Origin of the sequence: Veillonella sp. 20925_1_51, from assembly GCF_041431445.1 — a bacterium.
In the GTDB taxonomy this organism is placed as follows: Bacteria; Bacillota; Negativicutes; order Veillonellales; family Veillonellaceae; genus Veillonella; species Veillonella nakazawae.
Genome location: NZ_JAPVXT010000003.1, coordinates 127,186 through 150,443, shown reverse-complemented (window position 1 = coordinate 150,443; position 23,258 = coordinate 127,186). Strand labels below are relative to the sequence as shown.

The window sequence follows — 23,258 nt, the reverse complement described above, 5'->3', positions numbered from 1 at the left end:
TAATACTACTCAATGATCTATCATTAAAACGATAATTAACACTTGCCAATGTATAATAAAGAACAAACAAAGGTATTATTCATATTAATTAACAGTATAATAGATACTACTGTTATACAACTACTGGTATACCATATGGCAACCAACTGGCAACCATACGGCAACCAAAGATAAACCACTATACCACCTATCAAGATTTTAATAACAAGAATAAAATTATGTATCCAATATGGAACCAAAGTGTATCCAAAATGGAACCACTATGTATACAACACTATTAAATAACAAGGCAGGTACTAATGAACGCAAGCGACTATAGAGCATACAGAGAAGAACAAGTACTAAAAAGAGAAATAGAGCGACAAGAAACGCCTAAAACTCCCTCTTATACTTTCCGTTTTACGGACAATATCACAATCAATCATAATACTACACCTAAGGCAAGTGAAAATTACCGCATCAGAGCCGTATTATCAAGCTATAAGAAACTTAATAACCAGTACCTAGAGTTACAAGAAATTATCAAGCATTATAACCCTACTGCCAAAATATCAACCTACGGAAGAACTTCAACACATACCAATAAGAAACATGATTTATCTGATGAACTTGTTAAAATCGAAGATACTGGCATCAAATTCGCTAATATTGTATTGATGCGGTCATATATCAAAGGGCGTTTACAAGATATAACTGCCCTACCCTATTCTGATATTAGATATATCATTGATGCCTATATAGACGAAATAACAAACATTAGCACAACAAAAACAAGCCGTATAATCAAGGAAATAGTAAAGAGGTCTATTGAATTACCTACAGTAGAGCAAGCAAAACTATATATAAAAAGCTAACTGTTCTATCTCTCACATCATAGATCAATAACTTAATTTCCTAATATTTCAGATACCCTAAAAAGGGTTAATAAAAGTTAAGGTTATCTATTATAAGATAGATGCTGGTAACATAGTTACATAACTGTTACATACTTGTTACATGACTGTTACCTTGTAACGCTCCCTATAAAAAGTTAACAAAAGCTAACATTCTCCTTAACATACATATAAGGTTATATCTACAATAGCAAAAATACTATAAATCTTTTATAACAACAATTAAGGTCATCACAATTTAGTGACGACCTTAAACTTAACTACCATGATCATATAAACTATGATCAAAGTCATATGCAATTATGTGTAATACGTTACATTTTTTCTCTTTAATACCACATAATCTATATTGTTGCGAATTAAATCGAAAAATATATATCGGAGTATCTTTAGCAACCGACATGTGTTTTATTTGAATAGATTTAAACTGATCAAAAGGAATTATTTCATACCCACCTAAATCAGTTTTTCTCAATTCACCAGCCTCACGCCAAGTTTTAGAAGTCATAGATGCTAATAATTTATCAAGTTCCTTTCGAGCATCTAAGTTATCTCTGGCACGATTGTTTTTAAAATAGTTAAAATTATAATCTTTGTTTTCTGTCACATGAGCAAAAGAGACTATAATTCTAGGAGAACTAATGCCACACGAACTCTGACTAGAGGTAGAGTATTTAGGAACATCTGAATTAATTGCCTTAAATTTCGACATATTTATCTACAAAATATTCATAAATCAAATCATCTGAAATAGTTTGACTCTGTTCAGTTTCAAGCCATGGACGTTCTTCATGAGTTCGATTTCTTAAAGCCCATGCTGTAAATTGACCAAACTCATTATATACCCACTCTAAAACATCTGTAATTTCATCTTCAAGTTCAACTTTAGAATCAGAATCAGAATTTATAGAACCTGCACCATAATGCTTATATATATCATAAATCTCAGGAACTACAGGGCCATGTTGCCACGCTTCAAGATGTTCACTAAATAAACGTTTCTTAGTTGATGCCAAATAACAACCATATGCATAATATAATAATTTTTGTAATTTTAAATTAGATATACCCTCTACATCGAAATTATCCTTTTGCTCTCTTTTATTACGTTGTAAAAACCACATCGCTATAGTTTTTGCATGTCTACTAGTATCAGTAAAGGTATTAGACATATCTTTTTTTACAGTACTAGATGTTACCTCAACCACTTAACTCACCCTCTTCCTTCATACACCTATATTTTAAGTTATTTTATACTTTGTAAATTAATAATACATGAAGAAACGATGAAATTCAATCACTAATAATCCATATAAATAAAACTCTTTAGGATAGAACCTAAAGAGTTAGAGAGTGATTATATGATTTTGAAAACATTATAGTTACTGCTTTCACCTCTATTTTACCACAAAATTTTAGGGGGGCAAAAAAGGGGGCAAATTATATCAAAACAATAGACTACTCATGAATATCTAAGAGTATCAAGAATGTAGGTATTATCTAACTTTATATACTCTTTCATATTCTTTGATAGTCATTAAAATTCATAAAAATAAATGGCGGAGAGGGTGGGTCAACCGCCACAAACATAAGATAATATGATTGATTTGATTTATACTATGATATAAGGTGGCAAAAAGGGGGCAAGCGTTATTTTCTTCTATTGAATACGGCTATTAACCACTTTTTCTAAGTCCCCTGTGCCATCAAATATGTTAAATCCTATTTCACGAATTAGTTTCATTTGATATTTGTGTTCTTCTCTTGTACGTTTAAACTCTGTTAAATGTTTCACCATCCCTCTTATTAGAGATATGTTTGTTTCCATTTCCTCTATGTACTCTTTTACACAATCATAATCAATGCCTATTTTTTCTTCAATCGGCACTACAGACTTAACTGGTGCTACAGGTTGCCTATTAAAGTATTTAGCAATTTCTAAATTAATAGGATCTACATTATTGTACATAATACAAGTTAGTTTATATGCCGTAGGTTCTGTGAATACAATTAATCGTGAAACCGCACTATGCATAGGAATATTATTTTCATGCTTATAAGCGGTTACTTCTTCCTTTTCTAACATTTGATATGGCAAGCCTTTATCTTTTAAATGCCATAGAATACTTGTTCTATTTCTTTTTACTATTTCTGCAAAATCACCAATGGTTATGACAGGTACACCTTTATATGTCTTACAATGTAGTTCGTTTTGATTTACAGGATCTTCTAAATAGCCTTGTTTTAATGTTTCTTCCATTTCGTTGAAAGCTTCAATATATTTTAACTTCCATTGTAATGCTTTCTTTCCTGTAAATCCCATAGCAAGTAGTGAAAAACCATCACGGTTCATAAAGTATTCTTTATAATCTTTCCCACGATTTTGATATGTAGTTTCTTGGTAAAATTTGGTGGCGGAATTTTCCGCCGCCAAAATATTATGGATATTTTCTAAAACATCTTTGTGTTGTTTGCCAAAATGGTCTGCTATATCTTTACTAGATACTACGATTTGATTATTTTGAATAACTACTAATTGTTTCATGATTTTAGCTCCTTAGTCTTTAAAGGAACAATGCACTCATGATATAATATTTCATAGAGAACATTGTTCTCGCTCCTGTAAGACACAGTAACTTTCCACGGTGGCTGTGTCTTATTTTTTTTGCTCAATCAATTCAATTCCTTTAATAATAGCATCTGTTCGGCTTATACCTAATCGTTGAGCGCATCCATTAATCATATTCAACTCCGCATCAGTTAATCTAATATTTAGGCTTTTATTTCTTGATTGAGTTTGCTTGGGTGGGCGACCCATTCGTTTTTCCATCTTATCACCTCACTTATGCCCTTGCATATATAATATATTTTGCACGTGCATAAGTCAAATAAACTTTTCTTAAACTAAAATTTAGTGGCCGAATTTTCAGCTACTAAAATTTGGTGGCACAATTTTGTTCCACTAAACTTTCACGATAAAAAGAGCCACCGCATCATCTGTGCAGTGGCTTTAACTTTTATTATTTATTATCTCTTATCCTTAACTGGAAATACGGAATGATCCTTATCATACCATAGCGGAAAAAACGTTCCATTTGATACATATCCAACTAATCTCTTTTTACTAGCTAATCGTAACGAGAACACTTGTTCAAAATTTCTCATGTATCCATCTTTGATATATTTCTCTTGATAGTCTTTTGGCAATTTAATAGCTGGAATATAGTGGCTATTACTCCCACCATTTTTACGTTTTCCACCAGATGCAGATTTTACTTCAGACCATGTTTGTGTAGAATAGTCCTCTAGTTTATGAATAATATTAGTAATAACATCATTCCCACCTAACTCACACCAGCATTTATGTTCACTGTAATATGATTTAAAAGACCATTTAAATAACTCTGTATCAAAATTACGTATTTTAGAGATTGGTTTTTCAGAACTCTTTATTATCTCTCTACCTTTTTTATTTGCCATATTACCAATTTCCTTGATAATACTCTTCCATGGATTCTTTAGTAATAATAGTATCGCAATGTGCACCAGCTGGTAATCCACCTCTAGCATCTACCCAAGGTGCTTCCGAATGTGTCATTTGGCTTAAATCATATCCAGATACATCTTTAAGACTATTACAAACTGCATTTATAGTAGCTTTATGATCATCACATATTCTGTTAACATCTGGTTCATAACTTTCTAAAAACTCTGAACCCTCAATCATGAACATACCTTTATGCATTTGAAATAGCTTTCTACAAACTGGACCTTTAGGCCATGCTTCGAAATCATCTTCAAAGATAGGAACATCATCCCACACTAATGCCATTGCTTGCGAATAGAAAGCTAACTTCTGTAGCTTCATTGCTGACATTGGTCCAAAGTTATCAATTATGTATTTTGCAACATCATAGATAGTACTTTGTTGTCCTTTTCCTTTCATAATATTTGCCTCCTTAACATCACAACCTTTGTTAAGATTAGTTTATAATCCTTTCATTAATCATACATGAAGAAATGATGAAAAGGCAAATCTTTATTTATGCTTCTTTACCATACAGTCTTTCCATCCCTTGCCTTGTTACAAGCCAGTTCTTACCCGATTTCTTAAACTCGCCTTCTTTAAATCCATTCTTTACACGACCTCTACAATTCTGTTTCAATGAGTCAGCAGTAACATTCCAGCGCTCTGCAGCCTCTTGTGTGGTCATAATATCATCTAGTTCAAATTTCAATTTTATCACCCTCTAACTAAACGTTTAATTGCTAGTATCAAAACAATAATAGTTACTATATTAATCAGCCATTCTAAATATTGCATAATTCACCTCGTTGATTTACAATGATGTTGAAAAGGTGGCGGGGCTTTCACCCGCCGGCTTTTTACTACTCCTTGCTAACAAGTTTCAGTATTGCTAGTGCCAGTACCAGTGGCGTTAACGCATTCGCTAAACTTGTTAGCTTTTCTATTATGTCCACTTTTATCACCTCCTTACATTTTTATTATACCCTATATCGTGTATAAAGGCAAGTATTTATTTTGATTTTTACAAATAAAAATAGAGCCTACCAACCTAGATATTTTCTAAGTTAGTAAGCTCTTTTATTTATATTTGCGTGTATCCACCATTACACGCTATGGAGATGTATGGATCACCTCTCATTCATCGATGAATTACTACTCCAATGATTGCCCCCGCTCCTACCATCTGAGATAGGTTGCGCTGCATCCGTAGTCGTTTGATTGTTCTCTTGTCGTTGTCGATTTGTCCTTTCAATTCGGTCAAAGAGTTCTGCATTTCGTTCAAGGTAACTTCTTGCTTCACTAAGTCCGCTTTGGCTTTGTTCAATTCGTTCTCTAATTTGGTGATTGTATTGTGTGCTTCGTTCAATTCTTCCTTTTGCTTCACTGCTAAGTTCTGCACCTCGTTCAATGGAACGTTGGATACTTCGATTAAGCTCAGTGCTTTCTCGTTGTTTTTCTTGAGCTCGTTCCACTGCGTTAAGGGTACGCTGATAGTCGGTTCCGCTTGGCTGATAGAAGATATATCCGATGCAAAGGCAGATGAGGACCCCAATACCACCGATAATAATATAGCGGTAAGTAGTGTTATCAAATAATACTTTGATTTTGTCATACATTATACCCCTCCTGCATAGTCAGTAATTCCCCTAGCAATGGCACGTACGATAGTGTCTAAATCATTAGTTAGCACAGCATGGTCATCTTCGTTATCAATGAATGCCATTTCAACTAATACTGCAGTTGCATCTGTACCATTTAGCACCCAAAGGTCATCACGTTTTTTAATACCACGATCAACTGTATTAATGCTACGGATAATTTGACTTTGAATATCGTTCGCCAATCGTTGCCCATTAAAAGACTTGTACAAGGTTTCTGTACCTCTAGCTTGCGTGTTAAAAGCGTTACAGTGAAGCGATACAAATATATCGGCTCCCCATTCGTTAGAGGTTTCACATACAAGGCCTAAATCATCATTTTGAAGTGCTTTAACTTCACACCCAGCGGTTTCTAAATAGCGTGCCAACATCTTGCCTGCATCACGAGCTACATCACATTCACGTGTACCATACACAGGATTGACTGCGCCACTATCTAAATTAATATCATGCCCGGGATTAATAAATACTTTCATCGTTTATCCTCCTCTTCTAATTTATCAGGAATACCATTATTATTTTTGTCTAACCAAAGTCCTAAGAAACCTACAACAGCCATTAATACGCTAGGGATGAATATATGATCTATGATATTAAGCCCTACATTAATCAGCTTGTTCGCCTCGTCAGATACGTACCCGCTAACAAATGACATAACATACTGCGCTATTACCAATAAAATAGGCACTAGCATAATAAATACTAGCGCCCTTGTAGCGAATATACCTGTAGGGTGAATATTAGCCACCCTTACAGATTGGTATGATTTTTTAATTGTATTGATGAGCTTTGGTGGTATGTTCATGTAATTCCTCCTTTATATCATCAACACGAGCTTCTATGCCGTCGACCCGAGATGTTAATTTTATATGTTCCGTGTATGCCTTGGTGCGTTGCTCACGTGAAAGCTTAATCTCATCTTTCAAGTCTTTTAACGTATCAGTAAGAACGCCCATTTTTTCTTGAAACATCAAGTTGTCTTGCATTCTTTGAAGGTCCAGTTTTTCAAGAAGCGGAATAACCAACACTTTATATCCAAGTCCGGCCACGACCGCAACTATAGATAATGTGGTTAATATGTCGTTCAACTCAAACTGCCAAGTCCACATAGGCACTCCTTTCTTATAATACTTCTATAACTTTTGTGTACATCAACTTCATTCGTGCACTATAGAATTTGATTGTTGTATTTTCTGTTGTAGATGGCAAAGGAACGGATATATTTGCCATACTCATATATTGAATTTCACCGTCATTAATTCGGAATGGCAAGGTTACTCCATATGTAATATTTATTTTACCTTCATTCACTGTGATATACGGTTCTGCAACACCTGCATCATCAATTAAGTAAACAGTATTACTATTTTTTTGTGCTTCAAAGTATTCAAGAAGAATGCCTTCAAGACTATCACTCTTTACAAGCACATTATTGTCTAATAATAAATCTTTAAGTTTTTTAACTGTTTCAAGGTTTACATTATCACCTTGAGGCCCTTTACGGCCACGCTCACCAGTCTCTCCTTTTTCTCCTCGTTCACCTTTTAAAGCAGCTAACTGCTCTTCAGTAAAATCTGTGTACTTAAACGGCTCGCCCTTAGGGCCCGGTTCTCCATTTTCCCCAGTATCACCTTTAGGGCCTTTGAGTGCATTAAGCTGTTCCGGTGTAAAATCAGAATATTTAAAAGGCTCGCCTTTTGGGCCTTGAATACCTTGTTCGCCTTTATCGCCTTTTTCGCCCTTTAACTCAAGCTTTTGCGCTTCTGTTAAATCCTCAAAACGTAAAGGCTCCCCTTTCGGTCCTTGTACTCCATCTTCACCTTTAGGACCAGGGTCGCCTTTTGGCCCTTGCAATTTAATAATTTGAGTTGCATCTTTAACGTTTACTTTATCTTCTGCACCCATATAAATATTAATAGTATTTTCGCTCATTTTATTTACCTCTGTTGCTAATACCTTCAAGAATAGTTAATTGCCCTTTAACAAGACATTTCATAGGACGGCTACCTGCCCAAATAAATAAGTCCCACGCATACCTACCGGCATATAGTTCGTTCGTATCCAAAGAAAGGATAATTCTACAGCTTTCATCGGCCGTTAAATTATCCTTTGATACTTCAATATTGAATTTAGCTCTATACCGCTCGTCTTGGGCAAACTTTCTCACGCATGAAAACAAATCCTCGGCCTCTACTGTGCCGTTATATCCGATAGTCAGCGTAATAAACTCACCCTTAATACCAGATAGATTATGCTTGACTGGTAGCATTTTCGTTTACCTCGTCCAATTCCATTAAATCATTATGGATGCAACCCTCTGTAGGGCAAGTTCCATTTTCATTTAATGTCGCATAACAAAATTCGCAAAACTTCATTACAGGAACATCACTTTTAATTTCGAACACTTCCATTATTTCACCGCCTTAATCTTTAATACCATTTCTTGATTTAACTTTTTAAACTGTTCTTGCAAGTCAGCAATATCGCCGTTAATCAATCGACGTCTTAATACCATTTGTTCTAGCGTTTCAAAACGTCCGTTGTAGTAATTTCTGATTTCGGCAATTTGTTCAGCCTTAGTAGGTTCCTTTGGCTGTGGTTCTACGAACTTGCCGTCTACATATAATTTACCTCGCATAAACTCGTCAAGCATGTTATCGCCGTCTGCGGAGTAAATAAAATTAGCAGCATCCGGCCACTCTTGTTTTGCAGTTGCTATCAACTGTTCTTGCGTTACTGTATTATCAACAAAGGACGTAATTCGCTCGCCCATTTCATTTAGTACGAATACATATTGGTTCATTTTTTATACCCCCATAGCAATTACTCGATACTTGCCAATATATCTACTGTCAGTATTGTCAATCGTCATATAGTTTGGTGCATTCGACCACGTGGCAATTCCGCTAAGATTAACAACCGATTGGTCGCCATTAGCTATTGCGATATAGTTTGTTGTCTTGAACGAAATTGGAAAATTAAATGTCGCTCCACCGGCACCAGGGTCTGACTGTGTAATTCCCCATTGAATAATAAAGCCGTTTACAAATTTCACATATCCATTAACACTATCCAGTTTCGATGCTACGATAGCGCCTTGTCCTAAAATGCCTTTAAGAGTTCCTAAGTTAAGCACTTTATTAATATCGCTATCGTCGTAGTTAGAAGTAATAAAGTTAATAATTTCTTGTGAATTATCACCCTTTGTTACTTGCAAGCCTTGATTATGCTTAGTAATTGATTTTGCATATTGGCTAGATGTAGTATCTAGCTTTTTATTAAATGCGTCTTGATGTGCATTTGTAGCCGAATTATGAGCTTTAATAGATTCATCTAGTTGTTCCCTAGTAATAGCCGTTGATAAATCAATAAGTCCTTTTACATTAGGATTATCTCCTACCCCTAACGCTATTAATAAGCGCTGCATTGGAATTGCGTTTGTTTTATCTGGAATATAAGAGGTTAATCCACTAGCGTTAGAATATCCTATGAGTTTTTCTTGACCACTGTCTCCATTTTTCCCATAGATACCTACTTCTCTCCAATAAAAACCTGTTTCAACTTTTTTATTATCAAAATTGAATTGTAACTGCATTTGCCCATTTGTCACTTCTTTGACATTACTCAATCCAATTTCTAATTTAGGACTAACAAGCGATGTTAAATTTTCAATATTTGTTGTTAATTGCCCATCGCCTATTACTGCTTTTGTAATAATCAATCTATCATCAACTTTACCTGTAGATGATTTTAGAATCATTTTATTCCCTTGTAGTGTTAAACTAAGTCCCGGAAATTGTGCCATATTATCCTCCTATTTCAATTACTTCTTCATACCCAATTACACTTCCATAATATTGAGTATGTTCTATTTCAACATCGCCCCACAATTTACTCATGCCAATTTGTGTTTCTTCTTCTGCTACAACAAGTCCTGAAACAATCAATTTTTGATCAAGTAATTGTTCTTCCCAAACCTCATACCCAATATGTGCCGGCTTAAATTCATCAATCGCTTGTTGTAAGCTATTAATATCTTCACACATATCTTTTGTAAACTTTAGCTCCATGGTATAGCTTTCGTTCTTTGGAGTTATTACTGTTGATTCATCGGAAACAAAGTTATTTGCTACAGATTCAAGAAACTCTTTTGTACTACTATTGCTATTATTTAGCTTTGCTATTACACGGTTTCGCCTATTACTCAAACTATCGTTTTTAGGCGTTATGCCAACAAACTCTTCCCATTTATCTAATGCATAAGTTGCTGATTGAATATTATCTTGTTTTAATAGTTCAATTAACAATAATCTAATGCGTTCATGCTCTCTACTATCCGCATCACTCATTGCTTTAAACTCTAAATCTTTTGCAATAAAAAGAGGCAGATACGTAAGTATATCTACCTCTTTCCATCTAATAAAATCACTCATGCACGATCACCTCTTTAATTGTTGGTAATTGTTCATTTGTAATATCAATATTAGTAATCCCTTTATTAACTTTTAAATCACGATAGTCTAATATCCCTGTTTCTTTATTAGCTAAAATAGCTTTACCAATATTAGCATAAGATACATATGTGCCATTAAAAATTTGCTTTTTAAACTCCTCATTTAATACCTTTTTAACAGCCTCTATATCTGCTTTACCCTTTGTCACTATTAGTTCAATATTAATATCAAATATTGTTGGTGTTACTACAGTAACAGTTGCCCCAATTGGTGCGTTTTCAGCAATTACAGCCCTAACTTTTTCAATTAATTCTGTACTAGCACTTTCACGTTCATTATTGATAATAATAACCTTAACTGTTCCCGGACCATTCCATAATGGAATTACTTTAACTAAAAAGACACCATTAACTAATCGAGCCCACTGTTTATAATGATATACATTGCCACTGGTTGCAGGTTTTCTAACTTTTAATAGGAGCCTATCTAAAAGTTCTGCATCAGTTTCCTCATCATATCCATCATAAGCAGCCGCTTCATTAGTAACTGTATTTACACCATATATCCCCCCAACTATTTCTGTGATTGTATTTGCCCCTACATTCAAAGATTTTCCAAGTTGTTCAGATAATGCCAATACTTTAGCACTCCCAGTATCACCTAGATTGACCTCTTTAGCAGTTCTAAATGTTTCATCATTGTCTGTACTAAATAAACTTCCTTTAGGTATAACTGTATTAGCTGTGCCCGTTATAGTTAATATTACATTAGCTTGTGTTGCGGTCTTTCTAAATACCCCATTAGCTTCCGCATGACGTGTTAAATATTCTCCCCATGCAGTTTGTGGAAATGCCGCATCAAGTATCAACTGCATTTCTGCATAAGATTTTTCAAACTCAACTGCATTTGAGCTTAATGTATCAAATACAAATGTCCCCTCATGTGTACTCAATCCCTCTTTATCTATTTTTTTGAAATCTGCTAGTAGCCGGCCTAGCACATCTTGCTTACTTTGTGGTTCTAGCATTATACTTCAACTCCTATCGTATTTGGGCCATAAATTGTTTGTAACTCTATTTGTAGTGTAATTATTTTATGTTCTTGAATTACATTTACAGCATCTACATTTATAATGTATGGATTAACTAATAACGCATCCTTTACATATTCAAATAGATCATATTGGCTAGGCGTATCATTAGGCTTTTTCCCAATGAATTGTTCAAACTCAATACCATAATCATCATAATATGCTCTATAACGGTAGCGCTCTACTCTTAATGTTTTCCATACCCATACTTTTATTGCATCATTCCCAGTCACATATTTATGATTTCCATTTCTATCATATTGATAGGTATCTCGTTGAAAGTCCCAAGCTAGCTCTTTGCATAGTGGCAGATTTTTATTTACGTCAATGCTACTTGGTGTATTCCCTTTCATAAATGGATTACTCATTGCCGTCTAACCTCCTACATTTTCCGTATACAAAGTACTGCTCTGCTGTACTTTCATCATCACCTACTATCGGAATTAACATTACTTTATCGCCTATATGCCATGTATCAGTCATAATTCTGGTCTTTGTGTAATCATTATGAATTTCATGTGTATGGCTAGAAAACTCTGCATATCCCCCACCACCTGCTCTTGGTTGTGTTTCTGAAATGATATGTCCTTTAGATTCTCTATAATGCCCTTGTAACCAATATTCATCAACCCATAAAAAATTACTGTTTAATTCCATTCCATTGAACGATACAACTAGATTGGGAGGTGGTGATACTATCGTACCAATTCCTGGCATTGCTTGCTTGCCTGCGTTTCCGCCCACATTGCTCATGATGCCTAATATTCCTGTGTAAGGATCATTATTTTTCTTCGGCACTTTCACCCTCTCCTTCCTCTGGTTCTCTAATGTACTCTAAATTCAACTCCATTGTATGTGTATTATTCTCAAATGTATGAGTATCAGATTTAATGAAGAATACTCCTTTTAGTTGTTCTTCTTCAATTACTACAGAATACCCAGATATGCACTGCATATTACCTATTGCAGAAATACTTGATTCCATTTTAATTCCTTTGATTTTTGCTTTGGCTTTTGCCGCATTATCAACAGGGAACTTTGGTTTCTTAGGTGTACTTATAGTGCTAGGCTTTTTCTTTTTAGTAGCTTTCTTTTCCTTTGGTTCTGGCTGATTTTTGTAAATATCTTGGAATATACCATACTTTTTAATTAATTCATCTTCATTATCTATCCGAATCACATTACCTACAGCATCAACAGTTTTTACTCTGTTTACCATTTCCTCAATTGATTCAGAATGTGATGAGCTTATCACATCGTATGTATCCCTAGCTATATACTCCTCAATGACTGTTCCTTTTTCTACTAAATTAATTCCGTCCGCTAGTAATATAGCTGTGTAATCTTTTTGAATATCTGCCTTTGTTTTTTCAAACAACATTTGAAAAACTTCTGTACATGTTTTTTTATCTGCTACAAAATTTACTACTGTAGGTATTTCTGGCAAATTTCCAACAGATACTTCAACTTCTGCGCATACACGCTTGAAAGCATCAACTACATTTGTGGCATTAAAAACTAAACTTACTTTCGACTTTGCAAGGTATATCATTCCATCGTAGCAAGTAATATCATAGGTGTTATCATTAGTATTCCTTTTTCTAAAGAATACACGCCCAGTAAATATCTTTGCATTATCTACTGTCACTTCAATACGATCACCTAAATCAATTAAATAATTTGGAAATGATATATCTTTAGGATTATAGGCATATGAAAACTCTAATTTTCTAGCAGCTTCTTCTCTATCACCGCTCCATGTGAACTTAGAAATAAGATGTGTAATATCTACTCTTTCATCCTTTTCATTAATATGTTCTATTAGTGTAATCATAGTGGCCACTCCTTACCATTCATTTTTAATGACCGCTTAGATACTTGTAAAACTGCACCAATTGGACTTTTACCAGCTTTAACCATCATCTTATACATGTTTAATGCCTTTTTGCCTTGTTCTGCTATTGGCATTATTTTTGATACTGCCTTATTAGCTGTATCCATAAAATGTTCTTGTGGATATGCTGTTATTGCTTGCTCTTCTGGAGCTTCTGCGATTCTACTATGTAAGCCTGTAGTATCATTTTTTATCTCTGATGTTGGTTTTATGTATCTATATTCCTTGAGTGTCATCTCATAATACACATCACTTGTACCATCATGCTCATCATGATTAAATGACTCAATTGTACAGTACATAGAAATCGATGTATTTGAAATTGAAATCTTACATGGCTTACCACTTGTAGCAAATCCATCAATTTTTCTTACTAGATTATAAGGATTAGTTTCATTTGTTTCTGACCACTCATATTTTTGTGCAGGAAAAAAGCCTTCAAATGATAATGTCTGAAGGCCTCTTTTCCCTAACATATTAATTTCACCAATAGCATTAATATTTAAAGTACTATTGTTATATGTTCGCCCCACCTTAAATGAAGCTGGTGTTACTGGCAGTATAATATTTTGCCCTGCACAGGATAATGTAAATTTACATCCCTGTGGTATGCCTTTACCTCCAAAGAAGCTCATAATTGCATCAAAAAATGACATTATACTGCTCCCTCCATTCTATTAATAGAACGTTTTTGTAATTGGTAATGAATTTGTTCTGCAATTTCTAATGTTAATTCTTCTACAGATTTTCCATCATTACGAACATTAAGATTAGCTATATTTACATTAATGCTATTACCAGATGAACTACGTTTCCCTTGATTATATGCAGAATTTAATGATTGTGCATGAGGTATTACTTGTGCGCCACTTGGTAGATTTACTATTTCAGCCCCACGATCATGAATCATGGCAGGTCCACCTTTCCAGTTATCAGTACCAGAATATAGCAAAGGGATATTTAATGGTCCAAAGTGTGAACCACCAACACCCGGTACCCAGTCTGGAATGTCTACTGAAATGCCGTTGACCGCCGAAATCAAACTATTAATTGATGCTTTAATACCTGCAATAACTCCATCAAATATACTTTGGATTGGCATTACAATCCCCTCAAAGATTTGAACGATACCATTCCATGCCATACTCCAATTCCCTGTAAATACGCCTACAAGAAAGTCTGTAATACCACTTAATACAGTTGTAATTCCATTTACAACACCTTCAACTACAGTTAATGCAAATGTAAGTATCCCTGTAATTCCTGCAATAGCTACATTAAACCCTACTACTAATGCCCCTAATGCTATTGCAAGCGGTCCACCAATCAATACTTTAGCTACCTTACTTACAACAGTAAAAATAATATTGAGAAAAGGTGACATTAGTTGATAAATCCTACCAAATGATGTAGCCACTTGACTAATTAGTTTTCCAAAAGCATCAGCTACTTTCGATACTATTGGCTGTAAAGCTGTAACAATTCGGCTAACTGCACCTTTTATGATGCCCACAAAGCCTATAAAGGATTGTCCTATACCTTCTAATACTGGTTTTACCTTATCAAAGTTTTTATAAATTGCTAGACCTAATAAAGCAATTACGCCTATCGCAATCCCTACAGGACCAGTAAACACCAATGGTATTAATCTACCTATAATTGGTAATACCCTCATAGCTACGCTACCAATACTACTAAATGCTCTTGCAATCCCTTTTACTGATACTTCTAACAGCTTATTATTAATGCTTTGCCCTCTTAATACTTTCCCAATATTTGCATATGTCCGCATCAAGGAACCTATACCACTTGTAATAGGCCCTAATATTTTTGCAAAAGCAGTAAAGCCTACAATACTAAGGCCTACATCAATTGCAGTATTTTTAATGGCTGGACTTAAATTAGTAAAGTATTTAGCTAGATTACCGATTGTGTCAGCCACCTTCTGTACCCTAGGCTGCAATACATCAGCAAAGCTAATAGCTAACGCCTCTACTTTACTTTCTAAATCCTTGAATGACCCAAGCAATGTTTTCTTCATTATATCTGCTTGTGCTTTAGATGAGCCTGTTGCAGAATCCATTGAACTACGCATATCATCGTATGCTTCTTTTGTAGTATTCAATACGGCAAGTAATGCAGATGTGGATTCTGTGCCCGCAATGTCACCTGCTAATTTAAATTTTTCAGCTTCAGTTAGTCCTTGCATTTTAGTTCGTAATTGATCATACACTTTACCAAGACCAATAAATTTGCCCTGTGAATCTGTAGTAACAATTCCTAACTTTTGTAATGCATCTGCCGCTTCTTTTGGAGGGTCTATTAATCTACTTAACATCATTCGTAATGCACGACCACTCGTTGATGCCTCAATATTGTTATTACTCATGATAGCTAATGATGTAGATAACTCTTCTACCGAGATTCCTAATGCAGCCGCTGGAGCACCTGCATATTGAATTGCATTCCCAAAGCCAATCATGTCTAATCGTGATTTGTTTGCAGCCATTTGAATTACATCGGCCATTCGTGTAGCATTTTCTGCTACATTTCCTTCTTGTAGCCCCCATGTATTTAGTGCACCTGATACAATACTTGCTGTGGTTTCCAAATTTTCCCCAGATGCAACAGATGCTTCTACAATTGATGGTAAAGAGCTCATAATTTGACTAGCATTCATACCACTTGCAGCTAAACCATCCATAGCTTCTGCCGCTTGTGTAGCACTTATAGGGAAATCTGCACCTAGCTGTTTCGCAACATCTCTTAGTTTAAGCATTTCATCATGCGTTGCTCCTGCTTTTGCTCCAGCAGAAGTTACTGCAGAGTCAAACCCAACAAAGGCTTTAACAGAGGCGGCACCCATACCAACAATAGCAGCAGATACTGGCATCAATGCATTACCAATTCCACTAATACCTCTGCCAATATTTTGCAAATTCCTACCTTGCCTATCTGCCATATTAGCAGTTGTAGCCATTTGTGAATTAATCCCAGATAATACGGATGTTACACCATCATGTAACCGCATCACCAAATCAATTACTTCACTCATTTCTTATTCGCCTCCTCTCTGTCCTTAATTTCTTGCAACATAAAAGCACGGAGAACACTACGTTCCCCATGCCCCATTTCGTGAAATTCCGATGGCATTACATCATGATTGACATACATGTAATAGGCAAGATTTACATCACCATCGGAATATATTAGTTTTTTACGTCATTGATAACTTTTTTAATTGCTTTATCACCATAGCCAGATAGAGCCAATACTTCACGAGCGATTAGCTCAAGTTCGCCTGCTTTAAATAACTTAGTGAATAAAGCCTGTTTTGACGGTACTTGGAATTTTTGTAAAAGTTCTTTAGCCCCGAAGTCAGGCGAAACAATACCATCAGTTACAACATACTGTAAAAATTGACTTTCATCAGCAACACCATCTTCAGTAGCCAACATACGAAGGTCTGCAATGCGTTTGTAACTAATTTCCTTTACTGTTACAGTAAACGGTTCTTTAAAAACCTCTGACAATCTTGTAATTTCTAAGTCTTTTTTAGATGCCTCTTTTAATGTATCTAGGTCTTTTTCCATTAACTTATCAATGATATTGCTCATCTATTAATCCTCCACTTTATCAATCACGTCAAATTCTGTAAATGTAAAGTCTACAGATTCTTCTACCAATGCGCCTACTTTCCAATTGGCAAGGTCTAGAGAATCAAAAGTTACATCATACAAGGTTACTGTTTCTACACCTTTAGCATCAGGATCATCTAATTGAATTACCAATTGGCACACAGTAGCTTTACCTTTTTTTAGGTTTTCAGCCATTTTACTAATCATCAAAGAAGATACTTTGTTCATAGTTAAACTGCCTGTTCCTTCATAACCAACATATTTATATTGTTTACTCATTGTCTTGGCTTTTTTAACTTCTTCTTTGCTTAATTTAATTGTAGCTTTAACGGCTGTAGCTTGTGATACCAAAGAACCATCTAACCATACTTGCCCATGAGAGCCTGTCATTACCTGTTGCGCTGCAAAATTCTCCATGTGTTCCTCCTATTAAATATTAATTGGTAATTGGATATCTTCCATTGCATCAAGCGGTCTTACTTTTGCTTTTAAGAATACAATTTTCTTAGTATCCAATTTTTTAACTTCATCATCACTCATTTTTGCTAATTCTTCTTTTGTGAATAGGCCATGGGATAATTGGTATGTTCGAACTGCTTCACAATCAATTTCACATGTAGAGTAATCTTTTTGTAACAATCGTTCATTTTCCAATTGTTTGAAATAACCTAGAATCGCACTAATCAACAAACATTTGTTCTCATAATCATTTGTATATTTACCAATGTAAGAATCTTGTGCGGTTTTTCTGATATCGTCATAAATCATATCCATAATGTCTACAATTTTAATTGTTTGATATCCTTCTAGTTTTCCTTGGCTTGTTGTTACCAAAGAGTTCATGGCACGACTCATTTTAAACTTTTCGCCATCATACCAAATGAAGAATTTACCTTCATTCACCATTGTATCCATCTCATCTTGAGTATGACGGTCACAATCAATGACTTCTGTTAATGGTGCATATGTAGCACTTTGTGTCATATTTGTGCCTGCAACAAGACCTGCAATGCGTGCGGTATATTCTGCTGCTTTATACTCACGATCTGCTGTAACAACCTTAGTATTACCAAAATTAATTACACCTTCGTAATCTGCATTAGAACCCGGCAATACCACCTTAATTTTTTTGAATTTATTTTCACGTGCTGTTTTCACCCACGTTGCAACATACTCTAATTGAGCAGTTTCAATTGTCGGAATTGCTAAATAATCAAAACGTTCTGTTAGCATTGCTTTTAATGGTTCTTGGAATCTATCTGCACCAGCTTTATCGCCACCTTGTTGCATCATATATACAACAACTTTCAAAGGTGGTTTGTTATTACCTTTTAATGCTTTTAGGATGTAATCCTTGTTTTTATCAGATAGTTCCTCTGGAATATCATCTACTGTATATACCAAGAATGGATTTGGTAATACTTCGTGTCCATTGGTTTTTGTTGCTAGTTTATCAATTACTTGCTTTGTATCTTCTAAAATCAATGCAACAATCCCACGTTGAGATCGTTGAATGGCTTCAATACCAGCTTCAATAAATTTAACTACAACCGTAGGCATTCCTAATTTAGCCATTATGTATCCTCCACTTCTACTGTTAATGAGACGTCACCCATCATGACGCCTTCTTCTTTCATTTTTTCAATTCGTCCTGTTGTATCCATAAATGTGATATCCATTGTGATTTGTAAGATATCGTCTTCCTCTCCTACTCTATCTTGCTGAATATCATCCACATGTAAGTAACGATCACCAACAGGAAACCCCATTTGAAACAATATTAAAAATTTATCAAATACTGTTAAATAGTGTTCTTCATCCTTATCTTCATTGCTAGGAAAATATGTAGCAATGATAGTTACATTTCTTTTAATGAAGTTCTTTGTTTGCATCTCTGAACTCATTAAAAGTTTTACAAAAAAACACGGCATAGTGAACTCTTCTAAAACCTCATCACTATATACCGTGCATTTATATTCTTCATGTATTTTCTTTGCCACAGCTTTCCATATTGCCACTTGTGATAATCGGTTAGCCATTCTTTATCTTCTTCCTCAGCTTTTTAAACATGTGTCCACCAACAGCTTCTCTTATATCATTACGATTCTTTTCAACTGTTCGTTTAAAGAAAAATGTCCCCTGTTTGAATCCTTTAATTTTTCCATGCATAGTTTTCATCACATGCCCACGTTCAACTAAATGAAAATGAGGTGATGTATTTCGCAAGGTTGCTTCTAGCGTACTGCTACTATTACCATTGATTGCCATTTTCCAGCTCTTGGAAATTTTGCGTTTTCTACCTTTACCAACAGGTGATGCGCTAACCAATTCCTTCTTCATTCGGTTCGCTTCTTTCCGCATAGCTTTTTCCGCCTCTAATGGATACTCTTTAATGTACGAGTCCAATCTCCCCATGAAAGTTTTTATATCCATTATTTCCCTCGTTTATAGATATGACACATCAATTCTAACTTTGTATGCTCTTCATATGGATCAATTACAGTTTTAACTTTATAGACTACATCCTTATATCTGATTAGCACACCATCAGTTATTCCACTTCTGTATCTGATTGTAATCTTATATAATTCGTCTACTTTTTCTTTATACATTTCCAGATATTGTCTGCCACGTAATGGTTCAATACGTGCCCAAATTCTATTTGGAATTAGCCTTACTAATTTTTGCTTAGTAATTCCATTGCTTTCAATATCTTGATACGCCAATACTTCAATTCGTTTCGTTAATCTTCCGATTCCGTCTATATTAAGCATTCTCTGTCACCTCTTTAGGATAATTTTTAGATAGTGCAATATGACGAATTATAGGAGCTAGCGTGAATGGTAAATCATGAACAAATGTTTTTGAGGAAGTTGCCTCACGATTTTCGTACCAATGAGCAACCATATATTGAACGGCTCTACGGTATAGTGGCTCGTCAATATATGGTTTCCCAGTCATTTGCTCAATATACGTGACAGCAGCAGAGATAGATTCATCGATAAACATATCATCTTCTGTAATATCTTCATCAATTCGTAAATAAAGTTTTACATCTTCTACCGTCAACATAAATTACACCTATGCTTTCTTCGCTAATTTAACCAAAGAATTTGTATCGACAGGCTTGCCATCACAAATCATTGTAGATTTACGAACAATATCATCTGTTTCGTTATCTTCATATGTTTTTACACCAATTTGATAGTTAGTATTTAATGCATAATCTTCAAATCGATAAATGAACGCTACAATATCACCTGTTGTAGCCGCATCAATGTTTTTAAGATAAGGCACAATTAATACGCCACGGCCAAGAATAGAGCGTTCTGGTTTCCCACCCATGCCATAATTAACACGTGCAATTGGTTGACCATTCTTATCTGTCATACCTTCAATGTTCATAAAGGTTTTCTTTGTCATTACCCAAACAGAACCTTCTTCATATTCAACAGGTAGTTCGCCTTCTGCTTTTACAAGTGTTTCATAGTCAAAATCTTTAACATCTAATTTCACACCAGCAGCCGCATCCTTTAAAATACCTGTAGGTTGACCGTTACCAGTACCATTGATAATAGCATTCTCAATAGCTTTAACCATTGCTTTGGATACGTTATTAGAAATCATATTTTCAAACGCAGATAATGCCATTACAGATGTTTCTAAAGAAATAGATACTCGGCATTGTAGTTTGAAGTGACCAAATTGGATATTACCAGTTGTTGCTTTTTGACGATCAGAACCCGCTCCTTCAGCTACCCATGTAGCCACAGGCATCACATTGCTTGTTGGAATTGCAAGACCAGATTTAAAGTTTGTATTGGTAACTAATGGCAATACCATACCAACACTTTCCATTTTTTGAACAATCTTGTTCAAAACTGTAGGTGGGATTACTGCACCAATATCTGTAGTTAATGTATTTTCATTTTGACGTAATTCAGCAGGAATTGGTGTATTGTTCATTACATATTGCATGAATGCATTGCGATATTCTACAGAATCAAATACTTCTGCACCTTGTGCACGTTGTTCTCCTACAGGTACAGGCACTGTAGTAGCAGTAGGAACAGTATTCAAAATTGCTGTTCTACGTTCTAGTTCAGTTTCTTCTGCTTCCAATGCACGCAACTCAGTTTCAATTTCATCAAGATTCAAGTTAACTTGTGTAGTGTCTTCCAACATTGCACGCAATTCTGCTCTACGTTGTCTAATTTGTTCCAAACGATTCATATTATCTCTCCTTTTAGGTAATAAAAAAACACGCTTACTGCGTGTCTAATACTTTTTATGTCATGGCCAATAATGTTAGCCGTTTTCTTTTTTCGATATCTTCATATCTCTCATAGTCCCCATTTGCCCTAGCACTAACCGATGTGCCTTTATATGCAGGGTTATCTACAATAGATACGTCATATACCGCTTTTACTGATTTAATTTTCCGTGTATAGACTTTATTTTCTCGGTCAATCTCTTCTTCTTCACCATTAACAATAAAGGCAAATGACATTTTATTTAGATCACCACGTTTAATTAAAGAATACACATCGTTTCCAATCGAAGTATCTGCTACATCCCCTGTTAATTTCAATCCTTTTTCATCAACAGTTAATTGCAATGTTCCACTAGCGGTTCTAGCAAATAGCATACCGCCATGATTGTAATTCAATACGCATTGACTAAAATCAGTATTATCAAATGCGCCTGGTAAAATCACTTCTCGATATTCATATCCAGTATAATCAGATTTCCAAATTAGCGTTTCTTCATTGAAAACTGCGGCATATCCTTCTACTGTTCGTTTTTGAATATCATCTGTATCATTCTGTATCGCCTGCACCGTCATCATTCTGTGTTCCATTTTTCGGTTCTTCCTCATTTGTATCACCTCCTTTCGATGCATTTATTTGATATTCTGAAAGGTCTTGATACTTAGCGAAGTTTAAACTTACAAGACGTTCATCTCCACCTTCGACACCTTCATACCCAAAGATTTCACGGATTTCATTCACAGTAACTGCACCTGTAGGCAATAGTGCTTGACTTACTTTAATTCTACTAGCAACAGACATGTAAGATAATCGATTACTTTCCATTATGATTTCATTCCCATGTCCTTTTTCACGGCTAGTAAACAGTTTTTCTGTGAACTCCTGTGTTAGCTTAATAGCAATAGGCTCTAGTACAGATTCATAGAATGCTATGTATTCATCCTCTGTGTAATCCCCACTAACAATTTTTTCGTTAAGCCCAAAGTGCTTATACACCATATCTCTAGCAAAGTCCATTTGTCCTTTGTTGAATGTACTTATGGTAGTTGTAAGTTGTTGAAATGTAGCCTTGTTATCTAGCGTTGCAATACCACTGCCATTTGCATTTGATACATATCTTTCCGTAAATTGTTTCCACAATGCTTGTTGGTCATCTTCACGAACTGTTCCTTCAAAATTGATAATCCCACGTAGTGAATTTCCGTTTTTGACAGAATTAATGATTGCTGCTTTTACGGCATGTAATAAATCAAGATCTTCTTTCAAAGCCTTTGAATTATCCTCGCCAAATAATTGATGAGTGTTAAAATGCCTTTTAATGTGAATCACCGCATCATATAGTACAGTCATGCTTTTACCGTTAATAAACTGGAACTTCACATATAAATTATTTGCAGTGTCTACCTTAATTTCAACACTGCCAAAATCTAATGGATACAGCCCAGTAATTACACCATTCATATCACGCTGGATATAAATGAAAGCATTGTTGTAGTTAAAGTACTGTGCAACAACCTTTTCAAGAAATTCACTTGCCGTCATGAATGGATTTGGTCTTGTTCCTAATATATGATTGATAGATTGTAACCCTGACACCATTCCAGCATCTGTTCGTCTGACATGTTTAAGCTTCATTTTACCTAAATGTCTAGCAATCGTATCTGTACAATCTCTAAACGTGGTATCTGTATATGGCACTCCACTAAAAGGGGTAAATACATTCGTATATCCATCTAGGAACTCTGCCCCAGTCAAATTAGCTTTATCAGTATTTCCAAATCCAAATATTTTATTAAAGATATTTCGATAGTTCATCATTTCACCTCCTTTC

Annotated in this window: 34 protein-coding genes; 1 reads left to right on the top strand and 33 read right to left on the bottom strand. The window is 35.0% G+C overall.

Translation table 11 applies throughout. The features are described 5' to 3' along the window. Positions 1-299 precede the first annotated feature (299 nt). Complete coding sequence (locus tag O3607_RS04755) at positions 300-854, top strand: hypothetical protein (protein WP_371443437.1); 555 nt, start codon at positions 300-302, stop codon at positions 852-854. 295 nt (positions 855-1,149) lie between these two features. On the opposite strand, the gene O3607_RS04750 is transcribed toward O3607_RS04755, so the two are convergent. From O3607_RS04750 to O3607_RS04590, 33 genes are all read right to left on the bottom strand, one after another. Beyond that, positions 1,150-1,605, bottom strand: coding sequence for a hypothetical protein (locus O3607_RS04750; RefSeq protein ID WP_316687455.1), 456 nt, complete (start codon positions 1,603-1,605; stop codon positions 1,150-1,152). Beyond that, positions 1,592-2,101 (bottom strand): Panacea domain-containing protein, encoded by a 510-nt coding sequence (locus tag O3607_RS04745; RefSeq protein WP_371443436.1) that lies wholly within the window; start codon positions 2,099-2,101, stop codon positions 1,592-1,594. Before O3607_RS04745 ends, O3607_RS04750 begins: the two co-directional genes overlap by 14 nt. Positions 2,102-2,553: 452 nt before the next feature. Next, positions 2,554-3,438 carry a Rha family transcriptional regulator gene (locus tag O3607_RS04740; RefSeq protein WP_371443434.1) on the bottom strand — a complete coding sequence of 295 codons (885 nt, stop codon included), beginning with the start codon at positions 3,436-3,438 and terminating at the stop codon, positions 2,554-2,556. 111 nt (positions 3,439-3,549) lie between these two features. Beyond that, positions 3,550-3,723 carry a hypothetical protein gene (locus tag O3607_RS04735; protein ID WP_302745988.1) on the bottom strand — a complete coding sequence of 58 codons (174 nt, stop codon included), beginning with the start codon at positions 3,721-3,723 and terminating at the stop codon, positions 3,550-3,552. A 197-nt stretch (positions 3,724-3,920) separates the two neighbouring features. Continuing rightward, positions 3,921-4,373 (bottom strand): hypothetical protein, encoded by a 453-nt coding sequence (locus O3607_RS04730; RefSeq protein ID WP_371443433.1) that lies wholly within the window; start codon positions 4,371-4,373, stop codon positions 3,921-3,923. Between the two features lies 1 nt (position 4,374). After that, positions 4,375-4,839, bottom strand: coding sequence for a Panacea domain-containing protein (locus O3607_RS04725; protein ID WP_371443432.1), 465 nt, complete (start codon positions 4,837-4,839; stop codon positions 4,375-4,377). A gap of 97 nt (positions 4,840-4,936) precedes the next feature. Further along, complete coding sequence (locus O3607_RS04720) at positions 4,937-5,137, bottom strand: helix-turn-helix domain-containing protein (RefSeq protein WP_371443491.1); 201 nt, start codon at positions 5,135-5,137, stop codon at positions 4,937-4,939. A gap of 423 nt (positions 5,138-5,560) precedes the next feature. Continuing rightward, a complete protein-coding gene (locus tag O3607_RS04715) occupies positions 5,561-6,034 on the bottom strand; it encodes a hypothetical protein (RefSeq protein WP_371443431.1) in 474 nt (157 codons plus the stop codon). Between the two features lie 3 nt (positions 6,035-6,037). Next, a complete protein-coding gene (locus tag O3607_RS04710; protein WP_371443430.1) occupies positions 6,038-6,556 on the bottom strand; it encodes an N-acetylmuramoyl-L-alanine amidase in 519 nt (172 codons plus the stop codon). After that, the gene (locus tag O3607_RS04705) at positions 6,553-6,885 is read right to left on the bottom strand and encodes a hypothetical protein (protein WP_371443429.1); all 333 of its coding nucleotides are present in this window, start codon (positions 6,883-6,885) and stop codon (positions 6,553-6,555) included. The genes O3607_RS04710 and O3607_RS04705 overlap by 4 nt, the downstream gene beginning before the upstream one ends. Next, positions 6,851-7,189 carry a hypothetical protein gene (locus O3607_RS04700; RefSeq protein ID WP_371443428.1) on the bottom strand — a complete coding sequence of 113 codons (339 nt, stop codon included), beginning with the start codon at positions 7,187-7,189 and terminating at the stop codon, positions 6,851-6,853. Before O3607_RS04700 ends, O3607_RS04705 begins: the two co-directional genes overlap by 35 nt. A 13-nt stretch (positions 7,190-7,202) precedes the next feature. After that, positions 7,203-8,012 carry a hypothetical protein gene (locus tag O3607_RS04695; protein WP_371443427.1) on the bottom strand — a complete coding sequence of 270 codons (810 nt, stop codon included), beginning with the start codon at positions 8,010-8,012 and terminating at the stop codon, positions 7,203-7,205. 1 nt (position 8,013) lies between these two features. Continuing rightward, complete coding sequence (locus O3607_RS04690) at positions 8,014-8,247, bottom strand: hypothetical protein (RefSeq protein ID WP_371443426.1); 234 nt, start codon at positions 8,245-8,247, stop codon at positions 8,014-8,016. Between the two features lie 82 nt (positions 8,248-8,329). Continuing rightward, positions 8,330-8,491: a hypothetical protein gene (locus tag O3607_RS04685; RefSeq protein WP_371443425.1), complete on the bottom strand. Its 162-nt coding sequence runs from the start codon at positions 8,489-8,491 to the stop codon at positions 8,330-8,332. Beyond that, a complete protein-coding gene (locus tag O3607_RS04680; RefSeq protein WP_371443424.1) occupies positions 8,491-8,883 on the bottom strand; it encodes a hypothetical protein in 393 nt (130 codons plus the stop codon). Before O3607_RS04680 ends, O3607_RS04685 begins: the two co-directional genes overlap by 1 nt. 3 nt (positions 8,884-8,886) lie before the next feature. After that, entirely contained in the window at positions 8,887-9,885 is a 999-nt protein-coding gene (locus O3607_RS04675; protein WP_371443423.1) for a hypothetical protein, read from the bottom strand. A 1-nt stretch (position 9,886) separates the two neighbouring features. Further along, the gene (locus tag O3607_RS04670; protein ID WP_371443422.1) at positions 9,887-10,513 is read right to left on the bottom strand and encodes a putative phage tail protein; all 627 of its coding nucleotides are present in this window, start codon (positions 10,511-10,513) and stop codon (positions 9,887-9,889) included. Then, positions 10,506-11,561 (bottom strand): baseplate J/gp47 family protein, encoded by a 1,056-nt coding sequence (locus O3607_RS04665; protein ID WP_371443421.1) that lies wholly within the window; start codon positions 11,559-11,561, stop codon positions 10,506-10,508. Before O3607_RS04665 ends, O3607_RS04670 begins: the two co-directional genes overlap by 8 nt. Beyond that, positions 11,561-11,992 (bottom strand): DUF2634 domain-containing protein, encoded by a 432-nt coding sequence (locus O3607_RS04660; protein ID WP_316113078.1) that lies wholly within the window; start codon positions 11,990-11,992, stop codon positions 11,561-11,563. Before O3607_RS04660 ends, O3607_RS04665 begins: the two co-directional genes overlap by 1 nt. Continuing rightward, positions 11,985-12,422: a DUF2577 family protein gene (locus O3607_RS04655; protein WP_371443420.1), complete on the bottom strand. Its 438-nt coding sequence runs from the start codon at positions 12,420-12,422 to the stop codon at positions 11,985-11,987. Before O3607_RS04655 ends, O3607_RS04660 begins: the two co-directional genes overlap by 8 nt. Continuing rightward, positions 12,406-13,458, bottom strand: a complete 1,053-nt coding sequence (locus O3607_RS04650) for a hypothetical protein (protein ID WP_195186487.1) — start codon at positions 13,456-13,458, stop codon at positions 12,406-12,408. Before O3607_RS04650 ends, O3607_RS04655 begins: the two co-directional genes overlap by 17 nt. After that, positions 13,455-14,174 carry a phage baseplate protein gene (locus tag O3607_RS04645; RefSeq protein ID WP_195186486.1) on the bottom strand — a complete coding sequence of 240 codons (720 nt, stop codon included), beginning with the start codon at positions 14,172-14,174 and terminating at the stop codon, positions 13,455-13,457. The genes O3607_RS04650 and O3607_RS04645 overlap by 4 nt, the downstream gene beginning before the upstream one ends. Further along, on the bottom strand, positions 14,174-16,573 hold the full coding sequence (locus O3607_RS04640; RefSeq protein ID WP_371443419.1) for a phage tail tape measure protein: 2,400 nt from the start codon (positions 16,571-16,573) through the stop codon (positions 14,174-14,176). Before O3607_RS04640 ends, O3607_RS04645 begins: the two co-directional genes overlap by 1 nt. A 154-nt stretch (positions 16,574-16,727) precedes the next feature. Beyond that, a complete protein-coding gene (locus O3607_RS04635) occupies positions 16,728-17,135 on the bottom strand; it encodes a hypothetical protein (protein ID WP_371443418.1) in 408 nt (135 codons plus the stop codon). Positions 17,136-17,138: 3 nt separating this feature from the next. Further along, entirely contained in the window at positions 17,139-17,573 is a 435-nt protein-coding gene (locus tag O3607_RS04630; RefSeq protein WP_195395044.1) for a phage tail tube protein, read from the bottom strand. Between the two features lie 12 nt (positions 17,574-17,585). After that, entirely contained in the window at positions 17,586-18,731 is a 1,146-nt protein-coding gene (locus O3607_RS04625; protein WP_371443417.1) for a phage tail sheath subtilisin-like domain-containing protein, read from the bottom strand. Then, positions 18,731-19,195 (bottom strand): DUF6838 family protein, encoded by a 465-nt coding sequence (locus O3607_RS04620; protein ID WP_371443416.1) that lies wholly within the window; start codon positions 19,193-19,195, stop codon positions 18,731-18,733. Before O3607_RS04620 ends, O3607_RS04625 begins: the two co-directional genes overlap by 1 nt. Continuing rightward, positions 19,188-19,562, bottom strand: a complete 375-nt coding sequence (locus tag O3607_RS04615; protein WP_371443415.1) for an HK97 gp10 family phage protein — start codon at positions 19,560-19,562, stop codon at positions 19,188-19,190. The genes O3607_RS04620 and O3607_RS04615 overlap by 8 nt, the downstream gene beginning before the upstream one ends. A 26-nt stretch (positions 19,563-19,588) precedes the next feature. After that, positions 19,589-19,930: a phage head closure protein gene (locus O3607_RS04610; protein ID WP_279007775.1), complete on the bottom strand. Its 342-nt coding sequence runs from the start codon at positions 19,928-19,930 to the stop codon at positions 19,589-19,591. Beyond that, positions 19,923-20,228 carry a head-tail connector protein gene (locus O3607_RS04605; RefSeq protein WP_195186478.1) on the bottom strand — a complete coding sequence of 102 codons (306 nt, stop codon included), beginning with the start codon at positions 20,226-20,228 and terminating at the stop codon, positions 19,923-19,925. The genes O3607_RS04610 and O3607_RS04605 overlap by 8 nt, the downstream gene beginning before the upstream one ends. A gap of 9 nt (positions 20,229-20,237) precedes the next feature. Then, a complete protein-coding gene (locus O3607_RS04600; RefSeq protein ID WP_371443414.1) occupies positions 20,238-21,389 on the bottom strand; it encodes a phage major capsid protein in 1,152 nt (383 codons plus the stop codon). A 55-nt stretch (positions 21,390-21,444) separates the two neighbouring features. Continuing rightward, positions 21,445-22,035: an HK97 family phage prohead protease gene (locus O3607_RS04595; RefSeq protein ID WP_371443413.1), complete on the bottom strand. Its 591-nt coding sequence runs from the start codon at positions 22,033-22,035 to the stop codon at positions 21,445-21,447. Continuing rightward, positions 21,977-23,245, bottom strand: coding sequence for a phage portal protein (locus O3607_RS04590; protein WP_371443412.1), 1,269 nt, complete (start codon positions 23,243-23,245; stop codon positions 21,977-21,979). Before O3607_RS04590 ends, O3607_RS04595 begins: the two co-directional genes overlap by 59 nt. Between the last annotated feature and the right edge of the window lie 13 nt (positions 23,246-23,258).